Here is a 14,454-nt window from a genome sequence, read left to right as displayed (position 1 = left end):
ATTCTTCAAGTTAAATTTTGCTATGATTCTAGAATAATTTTATTATTTGATAAAGACATTATAGTTCCACCATGTTTTTTGATTTGTTTTTTTAATTCTTTGTCCATGGTGGCAATAATGGAACCATTTTTTTTTACATAATTAATTAGTTCTTTATCTGCAAAATTTCCATTTATAGGAAGTACTTTGAAATTTTTTATGAAATTTAATGTTTGACTAATATCCTGTTGTTTTTTAGGATTTTTGATTAATCCAGAAAGTTCATTTTGAACAACTTGTGGAACAACAAAAATAACTTGTCCTATTTCAACATCAAGATTATCAATGTTTTTGATTCTTCTAGTTGCTAGATGAATTAAGAAATTTGTATCACAGATAACTTCAACCAAGGATTCCTGCACCAATTAATCTCCATCGGTCAGTAATTCTCCTACTAATTGCGACATTTCCACCTTCAAATATGCAAGCTGGTCTTCTAAGTTCAACGTCTATACTATTTGATTTTATTTTAGAAACTTTACCTAGAATTGGAGCAGTTCCTATGTTTAATCGTAGTAATTCTCCAACTTGGATTGGAAGTACTTTAGTATCTTCAGCTGCTCCAACTGCAGAATCAAATAAATTTACTTCTAGACTTATTTGAGTTGAATTTTCCGGTAGTGTTCCAGGTTTTCCAATTACAGAACCGATAAACGAATCACTTCTTGTCATTGCAGGATCTAGTTTTGTACCAATTGCTACCAAACCTCCTGGTTTTACAGAATCTACTATACCAGCCGCTGTACCTAGAGAAGTAATCTCTGTAAGTAGTGGTTCATATGATTTCTTTTTTTCATCCATTATCCCTGGTTTAATTTCAATTTCATCACCTACATTCAAAGTTCCCTGTGTTAAACTACCACCAATAACACCACCTTTGATATTTTTTAATTTAATTCCAGGTTTGTTGACATCAAATGATCTCAATACATGCATTATCGGTTCTTTAGATTCATCTCTTTCTGGAGTCTTAATGGTTGATTCAATTGCACCAATCAAAGCATCTATGTTAAGTCCTGATTGAGCAGATATTGGAATGATTGGTGCTTTTGCAGCATTTGTTCCTTTAACAAATTTTGTAATATCTTTTTGATTAGCAATGGCTTCTTCATATGAAATTAAATCTACTTTATTTTGCACAATTACAATTTGTTGTATTCCAAGTGTTTGAAGTGCCAAAAAATGTTCTTTGGTTTGCGGTTTAGGTACTGGTTCATTAGAAGCCACTAGCAATAATGCTCCATCCATTAAAGCTGAACCTGATAGCATGTTTGCCATCAGACTTTCATGTCCTGGACTATCTACAAAACTAACGACTCTAGATAACTCGCTTTCTTTTCCACAGTTTTTACATTTTGGAGTTGTAGAGTATCCTAATGGTTCTTCACAACTTTTACATTTGTAAAATGCTGCATCAGAATAACCTACACGTATAGTAATTCCCCTTTTTAGTTCTTGACTATGAACACTTGTCCATGAACCTGTTAATGCTTGAATAAGTGTAGTTTTTCCATGATCAACATGACCTGCAGTTCCAATATTTACACATGGTTGATGACCATATTTTTTTATGTACCAATCAGGAAGAGTTTCTCGCCAGTGCATCAATGAAAATGTAGATCCGGCATATGTTAAGCTATTCTTTTTATTTATTTTCTTTAGGTTCTGTTGCTACTTCAGTAGGAGCTTCTACTGGTAGTTCTCCGTCAAATTTACAATTTATTTGGTATATCTCTTCTGAAACTGTATTACCACGCATAAGTTTTCTTACTCTCTGACCTATTTCTGCTGCTTGTAATCCAACTCCCTTTGAAAGTAAAATATATTTTCTTGCAGATCCATGAATATCATTTCTCATTGGTACTCCAGATTTATCACTGCCACCAGTAAGCCTTAGTTTCCCTTGCAATCCTACAATAGACGCATCTGTTTCATTACCGAGTTGTAAACCAAGTAACTTGTTTGCATCATTGTCTTTCAACTCTTTAGTAATAGATTTTCCTTTTACATCAGATACGGTAAGTTTGAAGTTTGTCAATTGTTTCAAAAAAAAGTTGAACGACTAATTAACCTTTGGACATTATTTTTAAATCAAGATTACTTAACATACGCATGGATGAAGAAATTAGGTGTCCTAGATGTGATAACAAGATGGTAGATTTGCAAGCATGCCATATGTTTTGTCCAAAGTGTGGAGCACATTTGGATTGTTCAGATAAAGGAAATTTTTGGTAGTTAAAGCCCAGGTCTTTTTGGTATATAATCATATGACATGTTAATTGCTTGATCTTTCATTATCTCAAGATATGTATCATAATCTGCTTCAAAATTACAATGCGGGCATTTTACTATAGTAATTTCGTCATTTAAAATTGCTACTTTCTCACATTCAGGGCAACGTGCATCCATGATATTATTTTACAATCAAGATATTTAATCATAATTAATTAATTTCAGTAAGCGGAGTTAGTCTAGCTCGGTAAGATGTCAGCTTCCCAAGCTGAAGGTCGCGGGTTCAAATCCCGCACTCCGCACATCATAATTCTCTTATTGCTTGCTCGATAATCCCACGATCTTTAGCTTTTGGGAAAAGTTTCAGATAATTTTTTAGATCATTTTTTGCATCAGAATTCTTTTTTTGTTTTTCTTTGAGATAAGCTCTATTTTTGTAAATTTTTGCAGATCTTTTAGGATTGATTTCAATTGCTTTACTATACTGAATTTCAGCTTTTTCAAATTGATTGTTTTTAAGATAATAGTTACCGAGTCCTACATATGCAAGGTAAAACCTTTTGTTAAGAGCAATACATTTCTCATAATACTTTACACAATCATTAGAGTTTTGTTCATTAAGTAAACTAGCTATTAGATATAATGCAGTTGGATTATTTTCATCTGATTCAATTGCTTTTTTTAAAGATGCCAAAGCGTCAGAAAGATTTTTTTGTATGATTAATCTTTCAGAAATAAGACATAATCGATTTGAGATTTCGTTGGTATCATTTAGTTTTATAGAAGAAAAGACATCGGGTGGTGCTAAAATAATTAACAATCGTCCATCTTCAGACCATTCTTTATCAAAAAGTTCTTGCGGAATAGCTCCCACTTGTTGTTCACCTTCATAATTCCCTTTTTGGATGTAATGAAGAATGGTTTTTTCATCATCGTCATATCCAGATAATACTGAAGCGTGTTGTGTGATTTCAGGAATTCCAGGTAAAATAACTATTGGAGGAATTCCTGATGCAATAATTTTTTTTAATTCAGATAAAGATGAATTAATAATTTTACACTTTAGTCCATGCCTTTCTGCAGATTCAATTCCTTCAATTAAGACACTTCCATTAGAATTCGGATATTGTTTAGCAGATTCAATAGCTTCAGACATTGGAAGTGTAATATTCCAATATTTTGAAACTACATTTATTGGCAAAGGCAAGCAAATATTTTCTTCATCTACTAAAGGAAGTAAAAGTTGATGGTCATTCGTGTCCATACAATCAAAAAAGATTTGAGTTATTAAAAGCAATCATAGAGAACAGAATTTTTGAATCAAATTTTGACCATCATTACTCATTTCAGGATGAAATTGAGTTCCAAAAATGGGTTTATTCTCATATTGAATAATTTCAATTTTACAGTTTTTAGATGAACCCAGAACATGTAAAAACTTTGGTAATTTAGAAATTTCAAATCCATGGCTTTCAAATACTTCTATATCATTTGTAACAAGTGAGTTTTCTTTGTTAATGTTAATTTTTTGCGTACCTTTTTGAGATATTGCAAGTTTTCTAATTGTTCCACCCAAAGTCAAAGCCAACATTTCCGCGCCATAACATATTCCTAATAATTTTTTATTATTTTGAATTGCATGATTAATAATTTTAGAATTAATTTGGTTTGTTATTTTTTCATTTTTTCTTCTTCCAGATAGAATAAATGAATTATAATTATCTAAAGACTTTAAATCTAATATTTCAGGTGTTTCAATTTTAAATAAAATATTTTTTTCAGTTAAAAAATCAATCAGAGTTTTTGTGTAAACAGACCCATTATCAATTATTAGTAGCATTAGTAGATACTAAAGATGCAGGTAATTTAACGTTCTAAATTATTTTAGAAGTTAATTTCCAATTTCAATTGAAATGTAATGCATTTCAGGAATATTGTCTTTTACTATTATTGTTCCAATATTGAGATTATTGTTTTCTTGCCACATGAATACTCTATCAGTTCTTGGTTTTACAAAATTATCTATGAATTTTTTCAAGAAATCTTGTGTATCAAGACGATCATTTTCAGTAAAGAAGAATATTTCTCCCTCTTTAAATGATAATGGAATCTGAATTGATGTTGGCTCAGAGATCTCAATTTTATTATCTGTAAATGATGATTTTATAATATTGATTCTATCTGTTTTTCCTAATTCAATATAATCTACATTAACTGAAGTTGAGGAACCAGCTACGCCAGATACCTTTTTCAAATATGCTTCAAAGGCTTTTTCTTGAGTATCTCCAAGACCAACATAATATTCACCAGTAAAGGCTGCACCTACTGCTGCAATAGTACCAAGTTGTGCAACAACTCCACCAGAACCTGCAGTGTATACAGGTATAAAGTAAACATCATGCTGACCAACTCTGTACAGAATATTATCTCCAATTCTAGGATTTCTTAAAAGAGTCTTTAGTTCTGCAAATGTAGGATCTTTATCTAATGCTTCTCTAACTGCAGTAGGACCAATCAATTTAGTAGTAGAGTTTAATGGAACTTCATAGAATTGTAAATCTCCTAAATGATTAAGATCGTTTTCAACTATCATGTATCCTGCAAGATTTCTTCCTTGAGAACCTCTAAGTTCTAATGAAAGTAAACCAATGAATTCAGTTTGATTAAAACCTGGAGGTTTTGCTTCAACATAATATGCCTCTAGTCCTTGAGGAACTTCATAAAATTCATTTGCTTGAATAAATGTTTCAACATCATTTACATGATAAATGTTATACATCTCTGCTTTCCAATTAAAGAGTTCAACTGGATATCGTATTTGTTCCTCAAGCCAAGCAGGTATTGGTGTGAACTTGTCAGAGTATTGACTAACAAACATATCGGTAAAGAAATCATCACCTGTTTTCATTAATTGGATATCACCATCATAGGTATCTACGAGAGCAAATCCTACTAATCTCAAATATGGATTTCCAACAGACCATGGTACATCGTGAGTATCAAATCCAACTATCAAAGGAATAAGCCAATAGGAATTTGTGCCATCAGTTACTGGAATAGAATCTAGTTCTTTACCAAAAAGATCATACAGAAAATACGGATACAAAGTTTTCATTCTATCATGAACATCTTTGTATCGCATCACATGTACAGATTCGACAGGAAATGAAAGTAAAAAGTTTGGTTCAAAAGTCCAGCTAAGTGGTGGAGATACATCTAATCCTCCTGCACCATTATAAGATACACCTCCAAGTTCGGCACTAGTAGTCCTAGAGTTTGGATATGCAGACCAGGTTGTAGAAAAGAGACCTCCTTCACCATAATAGATTTCTCGTTGTTTGAAAAATTTACTACTATCAATTATTTGGCCAGTTGTAGCCTCAAGTGTTAAAAATCCATTTGGAACGTGAGTATATACAAGATGTTCATTATACCATGTGTTTGCAAGACTTACTGAAGATGGCAAAATTGGTTTCATCGAAGCAGTCCAGTATAATGTACCATTAAAACGAAGAATATCATTATCCTCAAAATCCACGTAAGGAATTAATCCAATTTCAGGTTTTAGTTTAGCAAAAGCTGCCTCCCAGTCCCATACTCTAACAACATTAAGCACATCTTTATTTTGATTAACATAATTTTTGATATTATTTGGCGATACAGATTGTAATTTTACATCGTGAGTATTTTCTTTGATATCATTTAGTTGGCCAATGTGTCTATTGAGACTAATTTGTTGAGCAGTGTATGGTCCCAAATACTCAATTTTTTTTGCATCAGCAATACTATTGTTAACAGAGACTAGTCCTCCAACAATAACTGCAATTGCAAGAATTGTTAAAATTCTAATATAAACATCTCTCTTAAACATATGAGTAAGAACACGAGCTCGAATTCTATCTACAAGTGCAAATGCTAAAAGAGCAAAACCAATTACAAGTGTTCCACCAATCACATATCTAGTATTATAATCAATTTGATCAGTGAAAAAGAGATTGAATCCCAACCAAACTATTCCCACACCAATTATGGTTTCTACTGTTGAGACATAATTGAGATATCTTGGTTTTCCGCTTTGTGAATCTTGGAGATATGACGTAATGACATTAATAATTTTATGAATGCCAACATACAAAACCAATCGAAGACCAATTGCTGCAAGAATTGGAGGTAAAAGAAGTACAAGAGATGGAATCATTGGAACAACTTGTTCAACCGAATAACTACCATCAGTACTTGGTGTAACGAATGGTAAAGAGAAAATATTAGTTATATTTTCAATACCAAGATTATTCCCATCAATAAAAGAGATAGCTGCAAATCCAAACATAATATTGACAAAAAATGCTCCGAAAAGCAAAATCTTGGTAATCTGCCAAATTACAAATTGTAATGGGCTAAGCTTGTAATCTTTAAAGCTTGTAATATTATTTGAGAGTGGTTGTTGAGTACTTTTCCCTATAAAGCCAATTGCCGTATGAAGCCCATACCAAAAGATAGAAGATCTACCAATGATATTTACTCTTACTAGAGCAATAGCTGAAAGAATAATGGTTGAGACAAGGGAATAATACAGTGGTTTGGTAAACTGATCCCCAAATTCAGTAAAATTCATTGATAAAATTACTGCCTGATTTCCAGCAACTGCAATTATTACAATTGCAATTATTGCAACTATAATTAATCGGACAAGTTTACCTGCGTCAGGAGGCGGAACTTGTTTGTCAGTAGAGGCGCTATACAAAATCAATGTTTCTTGCAGTTTGGTAAATTAATGTCTTACCAGTAAATTTTAGAATTTAGTCATGAATTTCTCATTTAAGAGGTTTAAGTTAAGAGATTGTTGCTAGTTTTTTGCAAATCATATATACTGCAGCAAATGTCGGAACAGATACTTTTTCATTAAAATATGGACCAAACTTTGTGTTTTTTAGATTAAATCTAATTGGACAGTTAGCTATTACTTCAACTAATTTTTCATTGAGAAATGAGGCTTCAAGATATGGATCAAACTTTGTAAGATCAGTACAGAAAACTTTGGTTAGACCACTTTTACTATTTAATGAACCAGGAAGTCTGAAAATTCTATGAATATCCATTGTAACATTAGGATCTATTTTTGCACCAATTTTATCAGAAATATCATCCAAAGTTTTTTGAAAAGAAGAATATCCATTTACAATTAATTCGGTGATTATTTTTGAACGCTTTGATTTTGTACCATACACTTCTTTAGAAAATCTTCCTCTCCATCCATTTTCATCAAAATCCGGAAATGTTGAACGATTTGGCTTAATTTTTTTCATTCCAAATGTTTCTGGAATTGCCCCATGAAACATTATGTAATCTGTTAATTCTGATCTTTCTTTAGAACCTAATTGTTGAAATTGTGAATTGTATACATACACATGAAATCCTTCATTACCAGAAAAATATACATGAATATCATTTTGGGGAATACTAAAATCTTCAATAAGAATATTGGATAGTTTTGATACTTCATTTTTTGAAGCATTTATACAATTTTTACAAGAAAGAGATTTTTTCTCTAGTTTTATAGAATTACATTTACTACAACTATTCATATTAGTAGATATTTCATTGCAGTCATTACATTTAGAAATTGTATGATTTTTTCTACATTCTAGATTAAGATCTTTAGCATCAATATCAAAAATTAGATCGGCTTCTTTCCAATCTTTTTCATTCATAGGTAAATTTGGAAATGAATAACATGCATTAGAACAGTATACATCAGACGGAGTATTTTTCATCAACAGTAGATGTAATTCTTTATCATCTTTGATTGAGATATGTCTAGTCATACCAGAGTTAAATTTTTGGAATCCAAACTCTCTCTCTGAGGTTCTGTTTGGAACACGAATTAGATCAAAATGATCAAAATAATATTTTTTAAAAGTATCCTCTAGAAATTTTATGTCATTTTCTTGCATCAGATTCTCTTTTTTCCAAATTGGATTGGGTTTATGATATTATCACATTCTGGTATTGCAAAGCACAAATTTTGTGTTTTAAGTTTTTCACATGAAGGGCAAGAATAGTGAGTCCCACTTCCTGAAGTTCCAGCAAGATGGTTTAATTGATAAAGAGTTACTCTTTGATTATAATCTGGTGCATTTTTGAATAATGGTGCAATCTCTTCAACTGATTGTCCTTTTGATAAGAGAAACGTAGCAAGCATAAATCTACCAGAGTGAGGTAGATTTTCTCCTTTTTCAAGAACGTCAATTGCATGTTTTATGCATGGTGGATATTCTCCAGTAATAGTAGTGTAAGAAGGGGTAAGTTTTTTACAAATTGAGATTAATTCGTTTACCATATTTTCAAATCCAGGAATCATAGGAGGTGTGGGAGCATTATTAATTTTAGAGCCAATATAGGTTCCTAGTTCTTTTCGAATTAATCTAACTGTTTTTTCTGGAGTAAGTAACACTTTGCCATCCTTGACATATCTATTGATTAATTTCCATTCTCGCTCATGGAAACTTGTAGAGTGTTTTAGATAATCAGCTACTGGTATTTCAAAGAAATTGTCTCGTTTTATTACTTCAATACCAAATAAATCATGAATTATTTTTATTGCTAAATCAATTTTAGATTTTTCAGAGGCTTTTCCTAGATCTCTTTCAAGATGTTGTTCTGCTCGCCTGGCTTCCGCTAGTGCAAATCTTTTGGTTAGAGTATGCATACCAGTTAATTTAATCAAAACTATAGCTAAAAGAAATGAAAAAACTTCAATCTCAAGGACATATGATTTTGATGCTTGACCATCAATAAGTTCAGATTTGTAAATTCCTCCTTCAGTAGAAACTTTAAGCCTATGAAATGCTTTTTCAACAGAGGGTTTTAGATCAGGATCTGTTCCAAATTTAACTAGAGGAAAACCTTTATCCTTTAGATATTGACCAGCATCGGCCATAAAGGGATACTTGGCATATTCATCAGCTCCAAGTTCAAGCATAAAAGTAATTTACCGAGTTTACTTAAAAATCTGATTTTTGAATTTGAACGGTGGTTTAAATTATGTTTTAAGAAAAATATCAATTATGCAGATCGGATGTCATGTTTCAATATCTGGATCAATTGACAAAGCAGTAGATAATGCAGTAGAGAGAGAATGTTCCGCTTTTCAGATATTTACTAGAAATCCTAGAGGATGGCATGCAAAAGATCTTTCAAATGATGACATTACTAATTTCAAAGAGAAACTAAAATCAAGTATGATAGATAGATTTGCAACATGTGCTCATATGCCATATTTACCAAATTTATCTACGCCAAAAGTAGACGGTTTTGAAAAATCTGTAAATACACTAGTTAATGAAATTGAGAGATGTGGAAAACTTGGTATTCCATATTTAGTTACACATCTAGGCAGTCATCTAGGAACAGGAAAAGAAGCTGGAATAAAACAACTTGTTAAGGGACTAAACAAGGCAGGACAAACAAAAAATGATGTTATGATTTTGCTTGAGAACACAGCAGGGCAAAAAAATTCTGTTGGTGCAAACTTTGAACAATTAGCAGAGATATTTAATCAATTAAAGCCATCAAAAAAGTTTGGTGTTTGTTTGGATACATGTCATGCTTTTGTTTCTGGATATGACCTAAGAACAGAAAAATCAGTCAAAGAAACATTAAAGAAATTTGATGACACAGTAGGATTTGAGAATTTGAAGATTCTTCATCTTAATGATGCCAAAGGTGAGATTAGCTGTAACCTCGATAGACATTATCATATAGGATTGGGAAATATTGGAGAGAAAGGATTAGCCGAAGTAATAAAAACTGCCAACAAGAAAAAAATTCCAATAATTTTGGAAACTCCAATTGATGACACTAGAGATGATTTTGAAAATATAAGAAAGGTCAAGGAGTTGGCGTAGAAATTTATTCAGTTACTGGTGATACGATACAATGAATTATGAAGATGTCATGAAATTAGCACTTGAGCGTGGATTTTACTTTCCAAGTTGTGAGATTTATGCAGATGCACAGGCAGGGTTTTGGGAATATGGTCCTTCTGGCGTAAGTTTGAAAAACAAATTTCTTGAATTATGGCGAAGAGAATTGATAAGAAGAGACGGAATGATGGAAATTGATGGTTCACAGATAATGTCAAAATCTGTTTTTGAGGCGTCAGGTCATTTGGGAAACTTTGCTGATCCAATAATAAAATGTATAAAATGTAAATCAACTTTTAGAGCAGATAGAACAATAGCTGAAATATCAAAAATTGAAATTCCTGAAAGTGCGGATTTGATAGAATTTGATAATGCAGTTTTGCAAAATAACATCAAATGTCCAAAATGTAAGGGGGATTTTGAAAAAACAAGAAAATTCAATATGATGTTTAAAGTAGGAATTGGGCCTGAAGAAGAGGAAGCATATCTTAGACCAGAAACATGTCAATCAATCTTTGTTGATTTTCCAAGACTCTTTAAGACAATGCGAGGAAAATTGCCATTAGGGATAGCTCAAGTAGGAAAAAGTTTTAGAAATGAAATAGCACCAAGACAAAGTCTACTTCGTTTAAGAGAATTCTATCAGGCAGAAATCGAAGTGTTTTGTAATCCAAAAAAGTTAGATCAGATGGATAGATTTTCTGAGATTCAAAATACAATAATTAGAATTCAGACAGATACTAAACTAGTATCTATGACATGCAGAGAAGCAGTGGAATCTAAAGTAATCCCTAACAAGTTTGTGGCATATTATCTTGGGATATTAACTGAATTTTATGAAAAAACTGGCATTGATGTAACAAAAAGTAGATTTAGAAAACTCGGAGATAAAGAAAAAGCATTCTATGCTGAGGTTGCATTTGACTTTGAAGTTGAAACAACAATAGGATGGCTTGAATTAGTTGCATGTAATTATAGATCAGACTATGATCTTTCAAGCCATGCAAAGAAAAGCAATGAAAAATTTGAGGTCATGGACAATGATGAAAAAGTATTGCCACATATCTTTGAGATTTCAATGGGAATTGACAGGAGTCTATACACAATTTTAGAGCATAGTTTGAAAGATGATAAAGAAAATGATAGAATTGTTCTATCTCTAAAACCATATTTGTCGCCTGTTCATGTAGGAGTTTTATCCTTGATAAAAAAAGACGGACTAAAAGAAAAAACCGACGATATTTATCTACAAATTAAAAGAAAATGTGATGCATTTTTGGATCATTCAGGAGCAATCGGAAGAAGATATAGAAGATTAGATGAGATTGGTTCTCCATTTGCAATAACTGTAGATTATCAAACTCTAGAAGATCAAACTGTCACCATACGTAAAAGAGATTCTATGGAACAAAGTAGAATAAAAATTTCAGACTTGCAATCAATAATTGCAGAATCAATTGCATATCCTTAATTTTTAAAATATTTTAATATTTAATTAAAAAATAACAAAATTAAATTAAGATTTAATTTGATTTCACGGTGATTGTTTCAGAGTGATATCTGTATTTTATCTTAATTGATGTGTCTTCTGTTGCATGAACTTGTGGTACAAATCCATCATCAGTTTCCAATGTTACAGTCCATTGATCAGTAATTGGATCAATTGATGTAATTGAGAATCTCTCTAGTGCATTATCAGATCCACTGTACTTTACTCTAAGAATTTGATCTCCATACGGAATACTTTGTAATCCACCACGACTCTGTTTGGTGCTTTCTTTAACAAGACATTCATCAGTTCCGCCAATAATACATTGTCCTTGAGGATCTATTACTCTAAATCTAAGATTTTCATCTGAATCAGAGGCATAAATCAATGCAGGATCTGCCAAGACTTTGTCATCTTTTACCAATACTTCTAATGGCTTCATATCATATACGGACATTGTAATTGTCTTTGGATAGCTGTGAACTAGTGCTTGACTTGTGATAATTGTCTTATCATACAAATCAACTCTTCCTTGTAATTCATTACTTGAATAACCCTCAGATGATGGTACAGTCCAGTCAAATGAGACTTTAGTTTGTCCTGTTTCAATTAGTTGAGATTTCTTTGAGACTATCTTGCCATCTACCACTAGAGAAACAATACCAAATGTTGGAGAATTTTCATTTTTAATGTATATTTCTGGTTTTGCAACAGATCCTGTGGGTCTAATTGTTGGCGTATCCATCTCAACTATCACGTCAGGGATGGTTGTTGGTTTAACACCAATGCTGTATTGTTTTGATTCATTTGTGTTTTGATCTTCATCTAATACATGTATCCAGTACTTCATTGCTGGTTCTGCAATGAATTGTGATGGAATTGTTGCACTGACAAGATATGTAGAGTTTGATACAGGTATGGACTTTATATTCATTTTAACTGCAACATACTCATTATCAGATTGAGTCATTGGAATTATCCTAAGTTCAGCTCTCTGTAATGAAATCTTACTATCAATTATTGCAGTAACAGTCAAATCTTGGTTATCAAGATAGTAGAATTCTGATTCAGTATCTGCACGATATTGCTTTCCATCATCAATTTGGAATTTGGTATCAAATATTCTAGGTGCAATAGTGGATGTCTCTTCAATCTCATCTTTTGGCACCTTTGCAATCACAATAGATCCTTCACAGGATAACAAACGGACCACTGTCTGAACAGTGTTTTTGATTTCTCCTTTTTGTTCTGTGACTACTATCATCAAAAATGATTCATCTGAATCAATTGTAATTTCGTAGAGATACTTGTCTACTTTTGTTATCTTGTTTGATTCTGCATATGGTTGATTATCAGATAATTTTGCATCAATGGATCCTGACTTTGCAGTTTGTACTCTCACAGATGGTGCAGTATCAGCATCACTTGATACAATAATTCTTGCAATATGTTGACCACATTTATCATAAGTTACCTCATTGATTGTCAATGAAGTACCAAGTATTCCACCAAATCCACTAGCAGCTCCTGTACCACTACCACTTGCACGACTACCACCACCAGAGGAACCACTAGATGTTCCGCCAGCACTACCAGTGCCACCAGAGGAACTAGATTTTGCTGATTTATGAGCATCACCAAATGATGTAAAATGAGTTGTCCAGACGATAATATCAGTTCCATTATCAATAGCACATTCTCCTGTTCCACCAAGTTGTGCCTTTACTGAAGCAAGGTTATCAGAGTTACAAACAGTATTGATAAATGTCACACTGCTGTCACCAGGTTTCTTAAAGTAGGTTACAAATCCCTGACCACCAGAATTTGAAAACTTCATTCTAACAGGTTCATCAAATGTAACACTATCAGAAGGCAATCCAATTTCAAATGAAGTGATATCATCAAATGTATCAGTACTGGTATCAGGGATTGTGATTGTAGTGATTGTTGGCAATGAGAGCAAACCATTCCATCCAGCAGGTCCTGTAATTGTAGTAGAGTTGGCAAGTGTTACTTGTACGTCATATTCAGCTATACTATCATCTAGATCAATTTGAGCTGTCCAGCTATTAGACACAAGAACAGTATTTCCTGTTTTAATTGCAGTGTAATTCATTTTTGTATTTGCAACATTTCTTTCTATGGAAACAGAGTTTAGCATAGCATCAGTAGACAATATGACTAGCTCAGAATTGCTGGTGTTAAGAGTAATAGTAGATTGTTGTTGTTCAACTAGAATTTGATTAGGTTGTATATTTTTCAACGAAGTTACACTGTCAGATAACTTTAATGATTCAGTGAATGAACGTGGAATTTTTTTGTTGATTTTATCTTGTAGTGACAGTGATTCAGATAATGATACAGATATAGCTTGTTCATTATCTACTGTGTCATCAAGTGATAGTGATTCTGCTAGAGAGACTGAAGCTGTCTTGGTTATGGCGTCATTGATGGTTAATGATTCTGAGAGAGAGACTGATACGGATCTGGTTGCATTTGCTGTGTCATCAAGTGATAGTGATTCTGCTAGAGAGACTGAAGCTGTCTTGGTTATGGTGTCTTGTAGTGATAGTGACTCGTTGAGTGATACTGATGCTGTCTTGGTTATGGCGTCATTGATGGTTAATGATTCTGAGAGGGATACTGATACGGATCTGGTTGCATTTGCTGTGTCATCAAGTGATAGTGATTCTGCTAGAGAGACTGAAGCTGTCTTGGTTATGGTGTCTTGTAGTGATAGTGACTCGTTGAGTGATACTGATGCTGTCT

13 protein-coding genes, 1 tRNA gene and 1 pseudogene are annotated in these 14,454 nt (G+C 32.6%); 5 read left to right on the top strand and 10 right to left on the bottom strand.

Annotated features, from left to right (window positions below):
* Positions 1 to 20: 20 nt before the first annotated feature.
* The 3 genes from K5782_RS02310 to K5782_RS02300 are packed head-to-tail and all read right to left on the bottom strand — an operon-like array spanning position 21 to position 2,077.
* On the bottom strand, positions 21 to 389 hold the full coding sequence (locus K5782_RS02310; RefSeq protein ID WP_297464074.1) for a twitching motility protein PilT: 369 nt from the start codon (positions 387 to 389) through the stop codon (positions 21 to 23).
* Positions 382 to 1,644: a translation initiation factor IF-2 subunit gamma gene (locus K5782_RS02305; protein ID WP_297463720.1), complete on the bottom strand. Its 1,263-nt coding sequence runs from the start codon at positions 1,642 to 1,644 to the stop codon at positions 382 to 384. The genes K5782_RS02310 and K5782_RS02305 overlap by 8 nt, the downstream gene beginning before the upstream one ends.
* A 40-nt stretch (positions 1,645 to 1,684) precedes the next feature.
* A complete protein-coding gene (locus tag K5782_RS02300; RefSeq protein ID WP_297463718.1) occupies positions 1,685 to 2,077 on the bottom strand; it encodes a S6e family ribosomal protein in 393 nt (130 codons plus the stop codon).
* Between the two features lie 74 nt (positions 2,078 to 2,151).
* Between K5782_RS02300 and K5782_RS02295 the strand changes: the two genes are divergently transcribed.
* Positions 2,152 to 2,274: a hypothetical protein gene (locus tag K5782_RS02295; protein WP_255458273.1), complete on the top strand. Its 123-nt coding sequence runs from the start codon at positions 2,152 to 2,154 to the stop codon at positions 2,272 to 2,274.
* Here the strand turns inward: K5782_RS02295 and K5782_RS02290 are convergent, their stop codons facing one another.
* Positions 2,275 to 2,448 carry a zinc-domain-containing protein gene (locus tag K5782_RS02290; RefSeq protein ID WP_179365615.1) on the bottom strand — a complete coding sequence of 58 codons (174 nt, stop codon included), beginning with the start codon at positions 2,446 to 2,448 and terminating at the stop codon, positions 2,275 to 2,277.
* A gap of 51 nt (positions 2,449 to 2,499) precedes the next feature.
* Here K5782_RS02290 and K5782_RS02285 point away from each other — a divergent pair.
* Positions 2,500 to 2,573 (top strand) — tRNA-Gly (locus tag K5782_RS02285).
* 2 nt (positions 2,574 to 2,575) lie between these two features.
* Here K5782_RS02285 and K5782_RS02280 read toward each other — a convergent pair.
* The 5 genes from K5782_RS02280 to K5782_RS02260 all read right to left on the bottom strand — a co-directional run bounded on the left by K5782_RS02280 (position 2,576) and on the right by K5782_RS02260 (position 9,253).
* Positions 2,576 to 3,535, bottom strand: a complete 960-nt coding sequence (locus K5782_RS02280) for a tetratricopeptide repeat protein (protein ID WP_297463714.1) — start codon at positions 3,533 to 3,535, stop codon at positions 2,576 to 2,578.
* 33 nt (positions 3,536 to 3,568) lie between these two features.
* Positions 3,569 to 4,111: a gamma-glutamyl-gamma-aminobutyrate hydrolase family protein gene (locus tag K5782_RS02275; protein ID WP_297463712.1), complete on the bottom strand. Its 543-nt coding sequence runs from the start codon at positions 4,109 to 4,111 to the stop codon at positions 3,569 to 3,571.
* 51 nt (positions 4,112 to 4,162) lie between these two features.
* Positions 4,163 to 7,015, bottom strand: a complete 2,853-nt coding sequence (locus tag K5782_RS02270; RefSeq protein ID WP_297463710.1) for a UPF0182 family protein — start codon at positions 7,013 to 7,015, stop codon at positions 4,163 to 4,165.
* 88 nt (positions 7,016 to 7,103) lie between these two features.
* The gene (locus K5782_RS02265; protein ID WP_297463708.1) at positions 7,104 to 8,225 is read right to left on the bottom strand and encodes a DNA primase small subunit domain-containing protein; all 1,122 of its coding nucleotides are present in this window, start codon (positions 8,223 to 8,225) and stop codon (positions 7,104 to 7,106) included.
* Positions 8,225 to 9,253, bottom strand: a complete 1,029-nt coding sequence (locus K5782_RS02260) for a DNA primase (RefSeq protein ID WP_297463706.1) — start codon at positions 9,251 to 9,253, stop codon at positions 8,225 to 8,227. Before K5782_RS02260 ends, K5782_RS02265 begins: the two co-directional genes overlap by 1 nt.
* Before the next feature lie 85 nt (positions 9,254 to 9,338).
* On the opposite strand from K5782_RS02260, the gene K5782_RS02255 reads away from it, so the two are divergent.
* Together K5782_RS02255 and glyS are read left to right on the top strand one after the other, a co-directional pair.
* Entirely contained in the window at positions 9,339 to 10,178 is an 840-nt protein-coding gene (locus K5782_RS02255; protein ID WP_297463704.1) for a deoxyribonuclease IV, read from the top strand.
* A gap of 31 nt (positions 10,179 to 10,209) precedes the next feature.
* Positions 10,210 to 11,667 (top strand): glycine--tRNA ligase, encoded by a 1,458-nt coding sequence (gene glyS, locus K5782_RS02250; RefSeq protein WP_297463702.1) that lies wholly within the window; start codon positions 10,210 to 10,212, stop codon positions 11,665 to 11,667.
* Positions 11,668 to 11,719: 52 nt separating this feature from the next.
* Here the strand turns inward: glyS and K5782_RS02245 are convergent, their stop codons facing one another.
* The gene (locus K5782_RS02245) at positions 11,720 to 13,948 is read right to left on the bottom strand and encodes a hypothetical protein (protein WP_297463700.1); all 2,229 of its coding nucleotides are present in this window, start codon (positions 13,946 to 13,948) and stop codon (positions 11,720 to 11,722) included.
* A gap of 34 nt (positions 13,949 to 13,982) precedes the next feature.
* Here K5782_RS02245 and K5782_RS02240 point away from each other — a divergent pair.
* Positions 13,983 to 14,454: pseudogene (locus K5782_RS02240) on the top strand (hypothetical protein); the annotation flags it as partial.

The organism is Nitrosarchaeum sp. (genome assembly GCF_025699065.1).
GTDB lineage: Archaea > Thermoproteota > Nitrososphaeria > Nitrososphaerales > Nitrosopumilaceae > Nitrosarchaeum.
The sequence above is the reverse complement of the archived record's forward strand: the minus strand, read 5'-3'. Positions and strand labels throughout refer to the sequence as shown.